Below are 16741 nucleotides of genomic sequence, written 5' to 3'. Positions count from 1 at the left end.
GATGAGGCTCCCTGGTTGAGAGGCACTTCCGATGGTCGAGCCGGCGCCCAATTGCCGGCACGGGGTGTGCGAACAACAGGGATGTCGCTGGGCGCTGCACAATCGGACATGGACCCCGGCAGGTATCCGAAATAGCCGAGCCGTGAGCATGAACGGTCAAGCAAAAGCCCACAATCCGATCACACTGGAGGCAGCCGGGAGTGTGATCCATGAGGCTGCTGAAGGAACCGCTCCTGCATTTCGTCATGTTGGGCGGACTGATGTTTGCGGCCTATTCCGCCTTCGGGACCGCTCGGCAGGAGGCCCAGCCGCAGCCCGTCGTCCGCATGACCGCCGCCGATGCCGAATGGCTGAAGGGAATGTGGACGCGCCAGTGGCGCCGTCCGCCGACCGACGAGGAACTCATGGGTCTCGTCGCCGATCATCTCAAGGAAGAGGTACTCGCCCGCGAGGCACGGGCGTTGGAACTCGACGTTGGCGATGCCATCGTCCGCCGCCGGCTGGCGCAGAAGATGGCCTTCCTGCTCGACGATACGATCCGCACCACTGAGCCACCCGAACCCGAGCTGCGCGGCCTCTACGAGACGCGGCCGGATCTCGTCGGCACGCCCGCGCGGGTCTCCTTCACGCAGGTTTTCTTCCGCCGCGAGGATGGGGACGGTCGCGCCCGGGCCAGCCTCGTGGCCTTGTCCGATGCTGCTGCAACTCCTGATGAAGAGGGAGACCGTCTTCTGCTGGGCGACACGTTCGCGGACCAGGACGAGCCGGCGCTCACCAACCTGTTCGGTGCCGCGTTCGCACAGGCTGTCCTGACTCTTCCGGACGGACGCTGGTCGGGGCCGATCGAATCCGGGTATGGGCTGCATCTGGTGAAGGTCACGGCCGTGTCGCCGCCTCAGGCGCGTCCGTTTGCGGAGGTCCGCGAACGCCTGGCGGAAGAATGGCGCCGCGAGCGGCAGGAGACGGCCCAGGCGCAGCTCCTTCGGGAGCTGATGCGGAAGTACCAGGTTGTCGTCGATCCGTCCGTGCGCCCTTGGCTCGGCCCCCTCACCAACCAGGTGGAGGTCCGGCCATGAGGTGGCTGCCGATTCTCGTGGCCTTGGCGTCGCTGCTGACGCCGCTCCCGGGTCACGCGCACGAGGTCAGGCCGGCCTACCTCGACCTGAGGGAGGAGGAGCCCGGCGAGTTCAGCGTGCTGTGGAAGACGCCGATGCTGGGCCAGATGCGCTTGGCCCTGGATCCCGTCTTCTCCGGTCCGGTCGAGGCCCTGACCCCTATGGCTGCCCGGACGACGGGTAATGCCGCCGTGCAGACCTGGCGCGTGCGGGCGGAGAGCCTGCGCGGGCAGACCCTGCGGATCGTCGGCTTGGAGACCACCCTGACCGACGTGCTCGTCCGCATCGCCTTTGCCGATGGCAGCTCGTGGGTTGAGCGCCTGTCGCCTCGACAGCCTGGATCCGTCATTCCCATGCGGCAGGGTGCCTGGGGCGTTGCGGGCACGTATTTCGGCCTCGGGGTCGAGCACATCCTGACGGGCATCGACCACCTGCTGTTCGTGCTGGCGCTGCTGCTTCTGTCACAGGGGACCTGGCGGATGGTGAAGACGGTGACGGCGTTCACGGTCGCGCACAGCATCACGCTCGGGCTGGCGACACTCGGGATCGTCCATGTGCCCTCCAGACCTGTCGAGGCGGTGATTGCGCTCAGCATCGTGTTCGTGGCGGCCGAGATCGTGCAGGCCCGACGGGGCCGCCCAGGGCTCGCGGCCCAGATGCCGTGGATCGTCGCCTTCATCTTCGGTTTGCTGCACGGGTTCGGCTTCGCCGGGGCGCTGAGCGAGGTCGGCCTGCCGGAAGGCCACATCCCGGTGGCGCTCCTGTTCTTCAATCTCGGCGTCGAGGCGGGTCAGTTGCTGTTCGTCGCCGCCGTGCTGACCCTCGTGGCCGGCGCCCGCCGCATTCCGATGGCGTGGCCGCGCTGGGCCGGACTGGTGCCGCCCTATGCCATCGGAAGTCTGGCGATGTTCTGGGTGATCCAGCGCGTCGCCGCATTTTGATCATCGCCTCACGGCCGCCGTCCAGAGGCAGAAACAAGGTCGTGTTGGCAGGTCGAGCCGATGCGGGATGAACAACGGGAGGACGCCCATGGCCAGGAAAGTTTTCGAATGTTCGATCGTGACCGGGTTGGTGGCACTGGGGCTCGCTCCATCGGCATGGGCCCAGGACGTCGGCTCTCCGTCCAAGGAGGAAATCGAGAAGGCGCTGCCGAAGCCACCCTATTCACCCTATGCCAACCGCGACTTTCCCACGCGACCCTTCTTCGGCGACACGCATCTCCATACATCGTTTTCCTTCGATGCGGGGGCGTTCGGGGCACGGCTCGGGCCGAAGGAGGCCTACCGCTTCGCCAGAGGCGAGCAACTGACCGCCTCGTCCGGGCAGCCGGTGAAGCTCTCGCGTCCACTCGACTTCCTTGTGGTCGCGGACCATTCCGACAACATGGGCTTCTTTCCGGACCTGCTTGCAGGCAAGCCCGAGCTGCTCGCCGACCCGACGGGGCGCCGCTGGTATGACCTGATCCAGTCCGGCAGGGGCGCGGAGGCCGCCATCGAGATCATCGGCGCCTTCTCCCAGGGGACCTTCCCCAAGGACCTCATGTACACGCCTGGAACGCGGCCCTATCGCGGCGCCTGGCAGGAGACGATTGCCGCCGCCGAGCAATACAACGAGCCGGGCCGCTTCACCGCCTTCATCGGCTACGAGTGGACCTCGAACACCGGCGGCAACAACCTGCACCGCAACGTCATCTTCCGCGACAATGGCGACAAGGCGAGCCAGGTCGAGCCATTCACGGTGTATCCGCCTCTCGGCAGCGACAACCCGGAAGAGCTCTGGAAGTGGATGCAAGCCTACGAGCAGAAGACCGGCGGCAGCGTGCTGGCCATCGCGCACAACGGCAATCTGAGTAACGGCCTGATGTTCCCCACCGTCGAGGCGTTCGGCAAGACGATCGACCGGGCGTATGCCGAGCAGCGGACACGATGGGAACGGCTCTACGAGACCACGCAGACCAAGGGCGATGGCGAGGCGCATCCGATCCTGTCGCCGAACGACGAGTTCGCCAACTTCGAGCGCTGGGACTTCGGCAATCTCGACGCCAGCGTCGCAAAGACCAGGGAGATGCTCGAATTCGAGTATGCCCGCTCGGCGCTGAAGAACGGCCTCAAGCTTGGGCAGACACTTGGCGTCAATCCCTACAAGTTCGGCCTCATCGGCAGCAGCGACGCCCACACGGGTCTTGCCGCGATGGAGGAGGACAACTTCTTCGGCAAGACCACGCCGCAGGAGCCCAGCCCGGAGCGCATGTTGGCCACCTTCTTCGACAACCCGAAGACCGGCATCAAGGTGATGGACTGGCAGGTTTCCTCCTCAGGGTACGCCGCCGTCTGGGCGAAGGAGAACACCCGAGCCTCGCTGTGGGATGCCATGCAGCGCCGGGAGACCTATGGCACGACCGGGCCGCGCATGCTCGTGCGGTTCTTCGGCGGCTGGGACTTCGTCCCGCAGGACGCGACGAGCCGTCTTCCCGCCTACACGGGCTATACCAAGGGCGTGCCCATGGGTGGCGAGCTGCGGGCCGCGGCGCAGGGCAAGTCACCCACCTTCCTCGTGGCGGCTCTGAAGGATCCGCTCGGCGCGAACCTCGACCGCTACCAAATCGTCAAGGGCTGGCTCACCAAAGACGGCAAGCTCGAAGAGAAGATCTATGACGTCGCCTGGGCCGATGCCGAGCGGCGCAGGCCCGGAGGTGACGGCAAGCTGCCTCCAGTCGGCGACACCGTCGACGTGGCGAACGCCACCTGGACCAACACGATCGGAGCGCCCGAACTGGCGACGGTCTGGACCGATCCGGACTTCGATCCGAGCCAACCCGCCTTCTACTACGGCCGGGTGATCGAGATCCCGACGCCGCGCTGGACCGCCTACGACGCAAAGCGGTTCGGGACCACGCCGTTGCCCGGCACAGCCATGACCATCACGGAGCGCGCCTACACCTCCCCGATCTGGTACACACCGGGATGATCGATCCGGGAACATTCCGCGGCTGCAATCGTGCCCCTTCACGAGGTCAAGGGCACAAGGGGCCTACAATGCGCTGCCCTGGCGGAACGACTGCTTAGGGTCAAGCTCGGTAGTACCGCAGGCCTAAACGAAGGTCTGCTCGTCCCAGCAGTGCGGAAGCACGGCTAAGGTCAGCCTCGTGCCAGGAGGAGACCTCCCGCCTGGGCGCACTACCCTTGCTCCGACCTCGGAGAGGATCAGCTCAAGCTGATCCCTCTTGCGCGAGGTGCTTCGCGGAGGACGGCGCCAGGGCTTACATGAACAGCGCGCGGTTCAGGCGGACGCCGTATCCCGCATCCGGGTTCGTCGTGCCATCCCCAACCCTCTCCACAATGGCCGCGACCGCCAGGTCGCGCCGCTTCGGCAATCGCGCCCGCTCGGCCGCAGCATGGGCGGCGGGCATCTCTTCAAGGGAGAGGTCCGTGCAGTAGCCCGGAGCGCCAGGCTGCTGCCGCCACGAGTCGGCAAGCGTGCCCGCGTCAAAGGCGTCGAACCCGGTGTCCTCGACCAGTGCCATTCCCACGTTGCGATCCCTGTCGCTATCAGCCGCAACGGGAATAGCGATGCGGTCCGGACTCCCCGCAGGCTTGCCCTTCCTCGCGAAGGAGTCGGACCCGATGGCGTTCCATGCCTTGACGATAGAACGGCCCAACTGTTCGGACACCCACAGGCTCTCGACCTGACCGGCCTCGATGGCCTCGATCCGGCCGTCGCGGGCCGGATAGTAGTTGGAGGTGTCGATGACGACCGTCTCGGCTGGGACGCTGGCGATGAGCGGTGCAATCCCGGGAAGACGATTAAGCGGGATCGACAGAATCACGACGTCAACGTCCGCCACAGCTTCCGCCGCCGTGACCGCATGACCGCCAGAGGCCAGCACGTCGGACTCGATCGTGTCCGGGCCGCGGGAGTTGGCCACCTTTACGTCATGTCCGGCTGCACTCAGCTTGCGGACCAGGGTCTTGCCGATGTGGCCAGTGCCCAAAATGCCGATCTTCATAATGATCTCCTATGAATTCCTTGAAGGTTTCACTCGCTCGCCGGGTGGGCGAGCGCTTCGAGCGTGCGACGCAGATCGTCCATGCCTTGGTCGGTGAGCTGGCAGGCCGACTTGATCTTGTCGGTGATGCCCCGGACCTCCGCTTCGAGGGCCTGACTGCGGGGTGTCAGGTCGACCAGCACGCGGCGTTCGTCGGCAGGGTCACGGGTGCGCGTCACGAAACCGGCACCCTCCAACCGCTTGACCAGTGGCGTGATCGTGCCCGTATCCATGTCCAGGCGAGCACCGAGCGTGCCGACGGACAGGGGCGCACCATCCAGCAGTTCGAGGATCACGAGATACTGGGGAAATGTCAGGCCGAGCGGCTCCAGGAACGGCTTGTGCATGCGGGCCATGCGGTTGGCCGCGCCATAAAGCGCGAAGGAAAGCTGTGTGCCGACGGTTTGTCGTTCCGAGGTCATCTTTTCTCTAGCGTTCTAAAATATAGGACGCTAGATAAACGGCAGCAGCGGGATGTCAAGCTGCCCCTCGCTAGCGAGGCAGACCCGCAACAACCCAGGAAGGACGCTCCCATGAGGATCGGAATCATCGGTGCCGGAAATATCGGCGCGACGCTCGCCCGAAAGCTGGCCGCCAGCGGCCATGAGGTCAAACTCGCGAACTCGAAGGGGCCGGACTCCATCCGCGACCTTGCCCGTGACCTCGGCGCCGTCGCGGTCAGCAAGGAGCAGGCGGTCCGGGATGTCGACGTGGTCATTCTGTCGATCCCGTTCGCGCGGTACCCTGATCTGGCGGGCCTTTTCAGCGATGTCCCGGCCGAGGTCGCGGTGATCGACACCTCGAACTACTATCCCTTCCGCGACGGTGCGATCACCGAGGTCGAGGACGGCACGCCCGAAAGCGTCTGGGTCAGCGAACGGATCGGCCGCCCGGTCATCAAGGCGTGGAACGCGGTGCTGGCCGCTACCTTGTCCGGTAGGGGAAAGCCGGCCGGCGCGCCGGGACGCATCACCATCCCTGTCGCCGGCGACGACGCAAAGGCGAAGGCGACGGTGTTCCAACTGGTGGACGCCACGGGGTTCGACGCGCTGGATGCGGGCCCGCTCGCCGAGTCCTGGCGGCAGCAGCCCGGCACCCCGGGCTACTGCACCGAACTCACGCTGCACGAACTGGAAGCCGCTCTCGCGACCGCCGACAGGCGGCGCGCTCCGGAGAACCGCGAGGCGCTGATCAAGGGATTCATTTCAGAAGGTGCCACGCTCACCCATGACGAGATGGTCGCCCGCAATCGCGCCGTCACGGCATGATGGCCAAGTCCCCCACCTCTGGCAGGACGTCGCAAACGGGGAAATGCCCTCGTTTGCCCAGGTACTTACCTGCTGCTGGGGGTCTTTGCCGCCGGATGCCGCTTGATCCCAACACGGGCGTCGGTAGAGGTTCCGGGTCCGTGCCTTTCCCATGAGGAGCCCTGATGACCGACCTCGATAGTGGCCGGATGGATGAGCTTGCGGCACTCCTGGCCGTCGCCCGGGAGGGAACGTTCGTATCGGCTGGACGGGCGCTCCAACGGCACCCGACCATCGTGTCGCGGCGGATCGCGGCGCTTGAAGCCCGTCTCGGGATTCGCCTGCTTGAGCGGACGACACGCCAGGTCAGGCTGACCGAGGCCGGAGAACGCCTGGCGGCTCGTGTGCAGGCTGCAAGCGAGACGATCCTGGACGCGGAGCTGGAAGCCAGCGCCGGAGCAGCCGACCTGCGAGGCAAGCTGCGCCTGGCCTTTCCGGCCGCCATGGGACGGCAGTGGCTGGCCCCGCTGCTTCCCTCGTTCCTGCGCCGGTATCCCGCCCTGACGGTGGAGGTCGACTACAGCGAACGCTACGTCGATCTGGTCGCCGAGGGCTTCGACGCGGCGATCCGTGTCGGCGTCTTGAGCGACAGCCGGCTGGTCGCGAGACGGCTTGGCGGTCTTCGGCGCGTGCTCTGCGCCTCACCCGATTACCTGCGCCGTCATGGCACTCCTGTTACGCCGCAGGAACTCGCGGGTCATGACTGCCTTGGCTTCACCGGTTTGGCCTCCTTTCCCGAGTGGCGGCTCTCTGACGGGAGGACGACGGAGACCGTAGCCGTCAGCGGATCGCTGATCTCGAATGACAGCAGCGCGCTTCTCGACGCCGCCCGAGCCGGGATCGGCATCCTGGGCGCGGGAGAGTGGCTGATGGCACGCGACTTCGCGCAGGGTACGCTGGTCCGCGTCCTTCCCGGATGGACGTTCGATGCCGACGGTGGGATCTACCTCGTGCGTCCGTCGGTGCGCTTCACCCCGGCCAGGACGGACGCCTTCGTCGAGTGGATCGGCGAACAGTTCCGGCAAGGGCCGCCCTGGTCCCGCATCGAGCCACCGAGCGCGCCCTGAATGTTCGGACGGGCAGGACGCAGACCGCCGCGCCCTGCGCAAAGCACGGCGCCCATCAGACCTTATAGTCAGGGCTTCAACAGGATCGGTCCCGCCGAGGCGCCGCCCTCCAGCGCCGCATGGGCCGCAGCCGCCTCCGCAAGGGAAAAGGTCTTCCACACGGACGGCTTGATGATATCGGCCGTCACAGCAGCGAATACGTCCTCCGCCCGCTCACGATACTCGGCAAGGTCGGTCGCATGGGCCGCCAAACCGGGACGGGTCAGGAAGAGCGAGCCCTTGGCGTTCAGCGTCCCAACCTCGATGGGCGGTGGTGCCCCGGTCGATGCCCCTATCGAAGCAAGCAGACCGCGCGGACGCAGGCTGTCCAGCGAGGCTCCGAAGGTGTCGCGCCCGATGCCGTCGTAGACCACGTCGGCCTTCCGGCCGTTGGTGATCGCCGCGACCTCCGCCGGGAGATCGCAGGCTCCCCAGACCAGCACGGCATCGCAGCCAAGCGCACGCGCCCGCTCGACACTGGCTTCTTTCGACACCACGCCGATAACGAAGGCGCCGAGATGCTTCGCCCAGGGCGCCATGATCTGGCCGAGGCCACCCGCAACACCGTAGAGCAGAACGACGGTGCCGGGCCCCACCGGGTATGTGCTCTTCAGCAGGTACTGCGCGGTGATACCCTTGAACAGGACGGTCGCGGCATCCTCGAAGCTGATGCTGTCCGGCAGGCGCACCAGGCGCTCGGCCGGATAGAGGCGCCCGCTTGCATAGGCTCCCAGCGGGCCGAGGATGTAGGCGACGCGATCGCCGACCGCGACGTTGGTGACGGCGGAGCCGACGGCCGTGACACGACCGGCTCCTTCAAGGCCGATCCCGCCGGGAAGCGGGATCGGAACGGCACCCTTCCGCTGTGTCACGTCGAGGTAGTTGACGCCAATCGCCTCCTGCTCGATCCACGCCTCATGGGGACCCGGCTGAAGCTGCTCGACGGTCTCGGGCGTGAGCACCTCGGGGTCGCCCGTTTGCGTCAGTCGGATTGTCGTTGCCATCGCTCTGTCTTCCTCGCGGTGAGCGGCCGGTGGGCTCGCCAATTCAGTCGGGAGGTTAAGCGTACCCAAGCCGCGGGCAAGCCGTGATCGGTGCAAGACAATGCTGCATAGGGTGAAGCAATGGCAGCCTGCATTCGGCCAAGCCACCCATCAGGCTGTCTTGACCTCCACCGACGCGCCTGAATGTCGCCTCCGGGTCACGCAAGGAAATTGCGGTCGCTTTAGGAGTGCCTGTTGTTCCCTGCCGAAGCGGACATCCAGTCTACTTCGCAGATGTGCCGATTTCGTTGAAAAAGTACGCAACTGCCGTTTTTCGCGTGGTCAGCATACAGGATACTGGGCCGGATCTGGCACGTTGGCACTACTAATAGACTGACAAAGTAAGGTCCGAGAGTTTTTCAACAAAATCTGCCCGTTCCTGACGTGCTGAGCCGCGCCCCCAATTGGCATGCGGATTGATCATCCCGGTCGCGCTGTGAGTGGTGGCGATTTCGGCTTGACCGGGAACCGCAACGGGCGCATCTGGCTTTGCATTCGTGGCCTGCCTCGGCGGGCCGCGGACCCACAGGAACCCTGAACGCAATGCCAAGCGACAGTCCCAGTCGATTGACCACGCCGTCACTGGCCCGCGCGGACGCCTGATCGCTTGATCGGCTCCCCCGCCACCGGCCTGCGACGGCTGGTCGGAACCGAGGTGAGCCATGACCCTCCTGAACCTGTTCTCCTCCCGTGCCCGCGTGGGCAGCGGGGACGCTCCATCCGACGACCGCAGCATACTGCTGATGGTGGTCCTCCTGCTCGGGCTCGTGTTCGCGCCCGTGATCGGCCTGCACATTGCTGCCGTTGCTCTCGGCGCGCCCGCCGCGGCATCATCCCCTGACAGCCTCGCCCACCACGCCACGCCGCCGAAGCCTACGCGCGGCTAGCCCYTCCCGCCTGAGGACAACCCGATGATGAACTTCCATGGCCTGCGCCAGGGCCGCCTCGTGCGCCTGGCGCAGGACGGCACGACGCTCCCTACGCCTTCTGACGTGCTCTGGATCGACCTCCTCGATCCCACGCACGAGGAGGAGAAGGCCGTGGAGGCGCTGCTCGGGCTTCAGGTGCCGACACGCCAGGAGATGGCCGAGATTGAGGAATCCGCCCGCCTCTACCAGGAGCACGGGGCCCTGGTGATGACGGCCGTGATCAYCAACGGTGTCGCCGAGGGCCGACCCTCCCGCACCCAGGTCACCTTCGTGCTCACCCCGACCCACCTGGTCTCGGTGCGCTATGCCGACCCGGTACCTTTCCGCACGTTCATAGCCAAGTCCCAGCGCCAGCCGGAGGCTCACACCACCAGCGACAGCCTCCTGGCCTCGCTCCTGGAGAGCATCGTCGAGCGCGCCGCCGACGTGCTCGAGATGGTGGCGGCCGACCTGAACGAGGTCTCGACCCGCCTCTTCATCGAGGACCACAGCCCGAGGCGGCGCAAGGTCAAGCGGGTCGAGGACGAGCTCCAGGTGCTGATCAAGCGCCTCGGGCGCAAGAACATGACCGTGGCGATCCTGCGCGAGAGTCTGCTGTCGCTGTCCCGCCTGGTGCCCTATCTGCGCCAGGGCGCTGAGGAGTGGCTCACCAACGGCAGCCCGGCACGCCTGAAGCAGGTCGAGCGGGATCTGCGCTCGCTCTCCGCCTACGAGGGGCAGTTGTCGTCCGAGATCGTGTACCTGCATGAGGCCACGCTCGGTCTGATCAACCTCGACCAGAATCGCATCATCAAGGTGTTCTCGATTGCCGCCGTGCTGTTCCTGCCGCCAACCCTGGTGGGCACGATCTACGGCATGAACTTCGAGTTCATGCCCGAACTGCGCTGGGACTACGGCTATGTTGTCGCCCTGGTGCTGATGGTGATCTCGGCGGTGCTGCCCTACCATTGGTTCAAGTGGCGGGGCTGGCTCTAGCGGTCACCACCTTCGGCCGGAGCCGGCGCGGTGCCGGAAGCCCGCTGTCCGTGCAGGGCTTCGGCTGTCGCTGTCAGGCAGATCGCCTTCACGCGAAAGCGCAGGGCGATCCCGGCCAGGCACCGAGCAGGCTCGTTCCGGCCCAAGGCATCCAGCGTCTTCGCCAGACCCATCAGGTGGGCCGCCGCACGCTCCTGTGCGAGGGCCTGTCGTCTCAGGACCCGTTGGTGATGCCACACAGCGATGCGAAGCCGTCGCGTTGCCATACCCGCCTCCCGCCTTGTGCCCTAGCTTCCTTCGTAACAGGTAGTCCCTGAACGGGAGCTTAGGATGCTCGGTCGCTGGCGTTGCATTGCCGCCCTGCTGCTGGCGGCGGGGATGTGGATCTCGGGAACATGGGATGCCCGCAGCGAAACCGAGGTCGATCTCGCGCTGGTGCTGGCTGTCGACGTGTCCCTGTCGATGGAGCCGGACGAGCAAGAACTCCAGCGGCAGGGCTTCGTCGAGGCCTTCCGCTCCCCCGAGGTGCACGACGCCATCCGCAAGGGCATGCTGGGGCGGATTGCGGTCGTCTACGTCGAATGGGCCGGGACCGGGTACCAGCAGGTGGTTGTGCCGTGGACCGTGATCGAGCACCCGGCCGACAGCCATTCCTTCGCGAACCGCCTGGCCCAAAGGCCCCTCCAGCGCTTCGGCTACACGTCGGTCTCGGGCGCCATCGACTTCAGCCTCGCGCGGCTTCGGGAGAGCGGCGTCGTACCCGTCAGACAGGTGATCGACATCTCGGGTGACGGGGCGAACAACCAGGGCCGCATCGTGACCGCGGCCCGCGACGAGGCCGTTGCGCAGGGCATCACCATCAACGGCCTGCCGCTCATGCTGAAGCGGCCGGACGGCGCTTGGGACATCGAGGACCTCGACCTCTACTTCCGCGATTGCGTGATCGGCGGACCGGGAGCCTTCATGATCCCGGTGCGGGAGAAGCAGCAGTTTGCCCAAGCCATCAAGACGAAGGTCGTGCGGGAGATCGCCAACGCGCCTCAGGTTCCGTCACTTATCCAGCCAGCTCAGGCGGATCAACGGGCCAACTGCCTGGCAGGGGAACTCCGGCGCCAGCAGCGGAGCGGAAATTGACAGAGGCCAGAGGGTGTGTTCGGGGCGAGTCATCTCGCGGGATCGCGCCGCACGGCCGCCTCCGCCAACCGGCCGGTCCTGGCCCGCTCACGGCCGCAACGTCCGCATCAGGTCGTGGATGTGCCCGACCAGGGTGGCCGCGTGATAGGGTTTGGGCATGAAATGTCCGTGATCCGGGATCTCGTCGGGATGCGGACGGGCGTAGCCTGAGGAGATCAGCAGCAGCACGTGCGGCCAGCGCCGGTGGACCTGCTCGGCGAGCTCCATGCCGTCCATGGAGCCCGGCATGTCAACATCGGTGAACAGCACCTGCACCCCGTCAGAGCGCGCCTCCAGCACCTTGAGAGCCACGTCCGCATTCGCGGCCTCCAGCACATAGAAGCCCGCCTCCTCCAGCTCGTCGGCGGCGGTCATCCGCACCAGCGGCTCGTCCTCTACCAGCAGAACGACGGGAGGATCTTCCGTTGCATCGTGTCCCATGTCACGTCACCGGCGGCTGCGGGTCATGAATGGCCTTCTCGGCCTGGACCAGCACATCGAGGCCACGCCAGGGCTTCGGCATGAAGGTGACACCCTCGGGCAGGTCAGCCAGTCCGGCGCCAGGGTCGCCGGAGGTGAGCACGACCCTGACCGTTGGCCAGAGCTTGCCTGCGGCCCTGGCGAGTTGGACCCCATCCATCGGGCCTGGCAGGCGAACGTCCGCGAAGAGCATCGCCACCTCGCCCCCGCGTTCCTGGAGACACTCCAGTGCCGCTTCCGCGTTCTCGACCTCCACCACGTCGAGCGGGGTCTCCTCCAGCAGGGCGGCGGCGAGGTCGCGCACGTCCCGATCGTCCTCGACGATCAGGGCCAGATGAGGCTCAGGATGGAGAGCGTTCATGATCGGCCTCCCTGATTTCCATCTGCCGCAGGATGGCGACGAGCGGGTCAGGGACCGGCGCATCGAGCACGTCCCTGTAAACCTCGGCGAAGGCGCGCGCCATCATGAAGGTGGCCACGTCCGGGTGCAGGTCGTTGACATGGGGCAGGCGCACGTCGCCTGAAGCGTCGTGGGGCATCGATGCTCTCCCTGGGTACTGGCTTGGTATGCCCGTCGCGGCTGCTCGGGCTAACATACGTTAGCGAGGTGAACCGCTGATCCAGCGAAGGGTTTCAGCTTGGCGGCAGAAAGGTTTCGTCGACGGGGATGGGCTAGAGCCAGCGGTTTTGCCGGAAGCGCCAGTACAGCCAGCCGCAAACCGACGCGATGATCGCCAGCACGAGGGCATAGCCGTACTGCCATTCCAGCTCTGGCATATGCTCGAAGTTCATGCCGTAGACGCCGGCCACCGCGGTCGGCACCGCCAGGATCGCCGCCCACGCTGCCAGCTTGCGGGTGATCTCGGTCTGCTGCGCCTGGCCGGTCATGAGGCTGGTTTCGAAGGCGAAGGCCAACACCTCGCGCAGGGACTCGATCTCCTCCTGCACCCGGCGGATGTGGTCCGAGACGTCGCGGAACAGGGGCTGCATCGCGGCGTCGATCCCGGGCAGCCCCGGCTGCTCAAGCCGGCGGCAGACCTCAACCAGCGGGATCGCGGCGTTGCGCAGGCGCAGGAGATCGCGCCGGAGCTGGTAGAGCCGTCCGACACGGGACTGCGTGTATGTCTCGGCCAGGATGCAATCCTCGATCTCCTCCACCTCCGCCTGGATCATCTCGATGACGGGCATGTAGTTGTCGACGATGAAGTCGAGGATGGCATAGAGGATGAAGTCCTCGCCATCCGACAGGGCCTTGGGTGAAGCCTCGCAGCGCTCGCGCACCGGTGTGTAGGAGGTCGAGGCGCCGTGGCGGACAGACACCACATAGCCGTGCCCTACGAACAGGTGGGTTTCGCCGAAGGCGATGCGCCCTTCCAGCATCTGGGCCGTCCGGGCGACGACGAATAGTGCGTCGCCGTACTGCTCGACCTTGGGCCGCTGGTGCGCCTTGAGGGCATCCTCGATGGCGAGCTCATGAAGGTTGAACTCCCGCTGGAGCCGACGCAGGAGGTCGAGGCCGGGCTCATGCAGGCCGACCCAGACGAGGTGGTCTGGCTTGCGCGACCACTCGCCCACATCCTCGATTGGAACCTCGGCAATCCTTCGGCCAGCCGCATACGCGGCCGAGGCGACAACCCCGGGAGTGTCCTCAGGCCGGGCCGAAACGAGCTTGAGAGCATCTGCCATGTGCAACCAACGCTCAGCAGTCGTGTCCGGTGCCACCGTCATGGGGTACGCGCTCCCTAAGGTCCATCGTGGTGTGAAACCCTCCCCGTGCAGCCACGTTGTGCCGAAGGGGCCTCGCTCCTTTCTCAACGCAGGGAGGGTTCATGGCCGCGACGGGGATCAGCGAACGGGTGGATGTGGCCCCTGCCATAAACGGACACGCGACCCCGACCTCCTTCTGGGCCTTGACCCTCGGCTCCATCGGCGTCGTCTACGGCGATATCGGCACCAGCCCCCTCTACGCCCTGAAGGAGAGCCTCGCGGCTGCAACCGCCCATGCGGGCCACGCCGCCCTCACCCGCGAGATGGTGGTCGGGGTGGTCTCCTTGATCCTGTGGGCGCTCATCATCATCGTCACCCTCAAATACGTGGCCATCGTCCTGCGGGCCGACAACAACGGCGAGGGCGGCACCCTCTCGCTCGTCACCCTGGCCCAACGAGCCCTCGGGCATAGCACCGGGTTCACCATCATCCTCGGCATGGTGGGTGCCTCGCTGTTCTATGGCGATGCCATCATTACCCCGGCGATCTCGGTGCTCTCGGCGCTTGAGGGCCTTAAGCTGGTGACGCCCGCCCTCGATCCCTACGTGGTGCCGATCAGCCTCGTGATCCTGATCGCCCTGTTTGCCGTCCAGCGGTTTGGCACGGCCAGCGTGGCGACGTTCTTCGGGCCGATCACCGCCTTCTGGTTCGCCGTCATGGGCCTCGGTGGCCTGATGCACATCCTGGACGATCCCGGCATCATCGGCGCGATCAACCCGCTCCATGGCCTCAGCTTCCTGCTCAACCATGGCACGGCTGGGCTGTTCGCGCTCGGCGCCGTGTTCCTGTCGGTGACCGGGGCCGAGGCGCTCTACGCCGATCTCGGCCACTTCGGCCGCTCCCCCATCCGTACCGCCTGGCTCGGTTTCGTGCTGCCGGCGCTGGCCCTCAACTATCTCGGCCAGGGCGCCATGCTGCTGGCCCATCCCGAGATGCTGGAGAACCCGTTCTTCCTGCTCTACCCCTCCTGGGCGCTGCTGCCGATGGTGATCCTGGCCACCGTCGCTACCATCATCGCCAGCCAGGCGGTGATCACGGGCGCGTTCTCGATCTCGCAGCAGGCGATGCAGCTTGGCGTGCTGCCGCGCTTCCGCGTGCTGCGCACCTCCGAGACCGAGAAGGGCCAGATCTACATCCCGATGATCAACTGGCTGTTGCTTCTTGCGGTCATCGTGCTCGTCGTGTTCTTCAGGACGTCGAGCAACCTGGCCGCCGCCTACGGCATCGCCGTGACGGGTGACATGGTCATCACCTCGTGCCTGCTGTTTATCGTGGCCTGGAAGTTCTGGCGCTGGTCACCGGCACTCGTCGCTCTGGTGATCGCGCCGTTCTTGGCCATCGAGTTGATCTTCCTGGGAGCGAACGCGCTCAAGATCCCGCAGGGCGGCTGGTTCCCGCTGCTGACGGGCGCGGGGCTGTTCACCCTCATGTGGACTTGGCGTAAGGGCTCGCGCCTGCTGGCCGAGATCACGCACCGCGGCCGCCCGCCGCTGCCGGAGTTCATCCGCATGTGCGAGAACAGCTCAGCACCGCGGGTGCCCGGCACGGCCATGTTCCTGACGGGCAATGCCCAGGACGTGCCGGCTGCCCTGCTGCACAACATGAAGCACAACAAGGTCCTGCACGAGCAGAACGTCATCCTGACGGTGGTGACCGAGGAGGTGCCGCGTCTGCCGGACGATGGCCGCGTCACGGTGGAAAAACTCTCGGACCGCTTCTCGCGCGTGACGGTGCGGTTCGGTTTCATGGAACGGCCGGGTGTGCCCACGGCGTTGAAAGCGGCGGGCTTCGACCTGAGCGACGTCTCGTTCTTCCTGTCGCGGCGCGCGCTGCAAGCGTCGGCCCAATCCGGGTTGCCGCTGTGGCAGGACTACCTCTTCATCCCGATGGCGCGATCCGCCAGCGACGTGTCGGACCACTTCTGCATCCCGGAGGATCGTGCCGTCGAGGTCGGCTCACGCATCACGATCTGACTGACGAGGGAATGAACTAGGTCCGCAGGGCGCAGCCCCGTGCTAGACCTAGTCCTTGCGCCTGCCCTTCCGATCGCACGGGGCGGATCACAGGTAGAGCAGCCTGGAAAAGAGCCACAGGATGGAGCAGAGGATTGAGAGCCCGGCCGTCCATAACCCGATCCCGTGCCAGTACCTGACCTCCCAGTCCCGCTGGTAGAGCCTCTCACCGGCATCGCGGGTCTGGGCATCTACCAGAGCTGCTTTGAACCTCCTCCAGGCCTGCCACGCATGCACACGAGCGACGACGGACAATCCGCCGGAGAGCAGTGCCCCGTTCCACATCAGGTTCTGCAAATCCTTAATCGCCACGTCGCACCCTCAGAAGGCGAGCCTGGGCCCGCGGTACCCCTATAACGAGAGTGGGGGCTGGAAAGTCCCCGTTAATGAGACGCCAGATGGGCTGCTGAAGGTCGGCTGAGGGTCAAACTGAGCCATTCAGCGAGGCCGTGACAAGGTCCGCTCTCTGGCTGATTCCTGACGTTCGTTTATTCTGGCAGTAAGGTCGGACCTGCGGATGAGCCGATGCGATCGCGGCGGAAAAAACTCACTCTGCCGAGCTTGCTTCCCATACGCTTCCCAATCCGGTTTTCTGGGAAGCAAAACCAAGCCCGATCCGCAGATAAGTGTTTGATAAAGCTTTGCGACCGCGCTGGAAATCGAACCTAGGACCCTCTGATTAAAAGTCAGAAGTTCTTCGGATTTCGTGGCGGACCGAGCCAGGTCCACCGCAGCTGGTGCAAAGGTATCATGGCTTAACAGAGCAGACCTCCAAGAGCAGACCTCCAA

The 16741-nt window shown here is 65.8% G+C and carries 18 protein-coding genes; 9 read left to right on the top strand and 9 right to left on the bottom strand.

Features of this window, described 5'->3' with window-relative positions:
* Window positions 1–209 precede the first annotated feature (209 nt).
* The 3 genes from ACXJKO_RS14185 (at window position 210) to ACXJKO_RS14175 (ending at window position 4082) form a co-directional block, all read left to right on the top strand.
* Window positions 210–1076 carry a peptidylprolyl isomerase gene (locus ACXJKO_RS14185; protein ID WP_457091738.1) on the top strand — a complete coding sequence of 289 codons (867 nt, stop codon included), beginning with the start codon at window positions 210–212 and terminating at the stop codon, window positions 1074–1076.
* The gene (locus tag ACXJKO_RS14180; protein ID WP_457091737.1) at window positions 1073–2056 is read left to right on the top strand and encodes a HupE/UreJ family protein; all 984 of its coding nucleotides are present in this window, start codon (window positions 1073–1075) and stop codon (window positions 2054–2056) included. The genes ACXJKO_RS14185 and ACXJKO_RS14180 overlap by 4 nt, the downstream gene beginning before the upstream one ends.
* Window positions 2057–2144: 88 nt before the next feature.
* The gene (locus tag ACXJKO_RS14175) at window positions 2145–4082 is read left to right on the top strand and encodes a DUF3604 domain-containing protein (protein WP_457091736.1); all 1938 of its coding nucleotides are present in this window, start codon (window positions 2145–2147) and stop codon (window positions 4080–4082) included.
* Window positions 4083–4374: 292 nt separating this feature from the next.
* Here the strand turns inward: ACXJKO_RS14175 and ACXJKO_RS14170 are convergent, their stop codons facing one another.
* Window positions 4375–5121 (bottom strand): NADPH-dependent F420 reductase, encoded by a 747-nt coding sequence (locus ACXJKO_RS14170; protein WP_457091735.1) that lies wholly within the window; start codon window positions 5119–5121, stop codon window positions 4375–4377.
* A 29-nt stretch (window positions 5122–5150) separates the two neighbouring features.
* Window positions 5151–5582 (bottom strand): MarR family winged helix-turn-helix transcriptional regulator, encoded by a 432-nt coding sequence (locus ACXJKO_RS14165; protein ID WP_457091734.1) that lies wholly within the window; start codon window positions 5580–5582, stop codon window positions 5151–5153.
* Here ACXJKO_RS14165 and ACXJKO_RS14160 point away from each other — a divergent pair.
* Both ACXJKO_RS14160 and ACXJKO_RS14155 read left to right on the top strand, forming a co-directional pair.
* Entirely contained in the window at window positions 5502–6428 is a 927-nt protein-coding gene (locus tag ACXJKO_RS14160) for an NADPH-dependent F420 reductase (RefSeq protein WP_457091733.1), read from the top strand. The genes ACXJKO_RS14165 and ACXJKO_RS14160 overlap by 81 nt on opposite strands.
* Before the next feature lie 164 nt (window positions 6429–6592).
* A complete protein-coding gene (locus ACXJKO_RS14155) occupies window positions 6593–7534 on the top strand; it encodes a LysR family transcriptional regulator (RefSeq protein WP_457091732.1) in 942 nt (313 codons plus the stop codon).
* 68 nt (window positions 7535–7602) lie between these two features.
* On the opposite strand, the gene ACXJKO_RS14150 is transcribed toward ACXJKO_RS14155, so the two are convergent.
* Window positions 7603–8577 carry a quinone oxidoreductase family protein gene (locus ACXJKO_RS14150; protein ID WP_457091731.1) on the bottom strand — a complete coding sequence of 325 codons (975 nt, stop codon included), beginning with the start codon at window positions 8575–8577 and terminating at the stop codon, window positions 7603–7605.
* Window positions 8578–9278: 701 nt separating this feature from the next.
* On the opposite strand from ACXJKO_RS14150, the gene ACXJKO_RS14145 reads away from it, so the two are divergent.
* Together ACXJKO_RS14145 and ACXJKO_RS14140 are read left to right on the top strand one after the other, a co-directional pair.
* Complete coding sequence (locus ACXJKO_RS14145; RefSeq protein WP_457091730.1) at window positions 9279–9503, top strand: hypothetical protein; 225 nt, start codon at window positions 9279–9281, stop codon at window positions 9501–9503.
* A gap of 24 nt (window positions 9504–9527) precedes the next feature.
* On the top strand, window positions 9528–10520 hold the full coding sequence (locus tag ACXJKO_RS14140; RefSeq protein ID WP_457091729.1) for a magnesium transporter CorA family protein: 993 nt from the start codon (window positions 9528–9530) through the stop codon (window positions 10518–10520).
* Here the strand turns inward: ACXJKO_RS14140 and ACXJKO_RS14135 are convergent.
* Complete coding sequence (locus tag ACXJKO_RS14135; protein ID WP_457091728.1) at window positions 10517–10786, bottom strand: hypothetical protein; 270 nt, start codon at window positions 10784–10786, stop codon at window positions 10517–10519. The two genes, ACXJKO_RS14140 and ACXJKO_RS14135, sit on opposite strands and share 4 nt — an antisense overlap.
* A 64-nt stretch (window positions 10787–10850) precedes the next feature.
* Between ACXJKO_RS14135 and ACXJKO_RS14130 the strand changes: the two genes are divergently transcribed.
* The gene (locus ACXJKO_RS14130; RefSeq protein ID WP_457091727.1) at window positions 10851–11654 is read left to right on the top strand and encodes a DUF1194 domain-containing protein; all 804 of its coding nucleotides are present in this window, start codon (window positions 10851–10853) and stop codon (window positions 11652–11654) included.
* A gap of 87 nt (window positions 11655–11741) precedes the next feature.
* Here ACXJKO_RS14130 and ACXJKO_RS14125 read toward each other — a convergent pair whose 3' ends face one another.
* The 4 genes from ACXJKO_RS14125 to ACXJKO_RS14110 all read right to left on the bottom strand — a co-directional run bounded on the left by ACXJKO_RS14125 (window position 11742) and on the right by ACXJKO_RS14110 (window position 13859).
* Window positions 11742–12134 carry a response regulator gene (locus ACXJKO_RS14125; RefSeq protein WP_457091726.1) on the bottom strand — a complete coding sequence of 131 codons (393 nt, stop codon included), beginning with the start codon at window positions 12132–12134 and terminating at the stop codon, window positions 11742–11744.
* A gap of 1 nt (window position 12135) precedes the next feature.
* Entirely contained in the window at window positions 12136–12534 is a 399-nt protein-coding gene (locus ACXJKO_RS14120; protein WP_457091725.1) for a response regulator, read from the bottom strand.
* The gene (locus ACXJKO_RS14115) at window positions 12515–12712 is read right to left on the bottom strand and encodes a hypothetical protein (RefSeq protein WP_457091724.1); all 198 of its coding nucleotides are present in this window, start codon (window positions 12710–12712) and stop codon (window positions 12515–12517) included. Before ACXJKO_RS14115 ends, ACXJKO_RS14120 begins: the two co-directional genes overlap by 20 nt.
* Before the next feature lie 133 nt (window positions 12713–12845).
* The gene (locus tag ACXJKO_RS14110; RefSeq protein ID WP_457091753.1) at window positions 12846–13859 is read right to left on the bottom strand and encodes a magnesium and cobalt transport protein CorA; all 1014 of its coding nucleotides are present in this window, start codon (window positions 13857–13859) and stop codon (window positions 12846–12848) included.
* A 143-nt stretch (window positions 13860–14002) separates the two neighbouring features.
* On the opposite strand from ACXJKO_RS14110, the gene ACXJKO_RS14105 reads away from it, so the two are divergent.
* Complete coding sequence (locus ACXJKO_RS14105) at window positions 14003–15913, top strand: potassium transporter Kup (protein ID WP_457091723.1); 1911 nt, start codon at window positions 14003–14005, stop codon at window positions 15911–15913.
* Between the two features lie 87 nt (window positions 15914–16000).
* Here the strand turns inward: ACXJKO_RS14105 and ACXJKO_RS14100 are convergent, their stop codons facing one another.
* On the bottom strand, window positions 16001–16264 hold the full coding sequence (locus ACXJKO_RS14100; RefSeq protein WP_457091722.1) for a hypothetical protein: 264 nt from the start codon (window positions 16262–16264) through the stop codon (window positions 16001–16003).
* Window positions 16265–16741: the final 477 nt, after the last annotated feature.

The sequence above is a fragment of the Microvirga sp. P5_D2 genome, from assembly GCF_054049475.1.
This window is presented reverse-complemented; position numbering and strand designations above follow the sequence as displayed.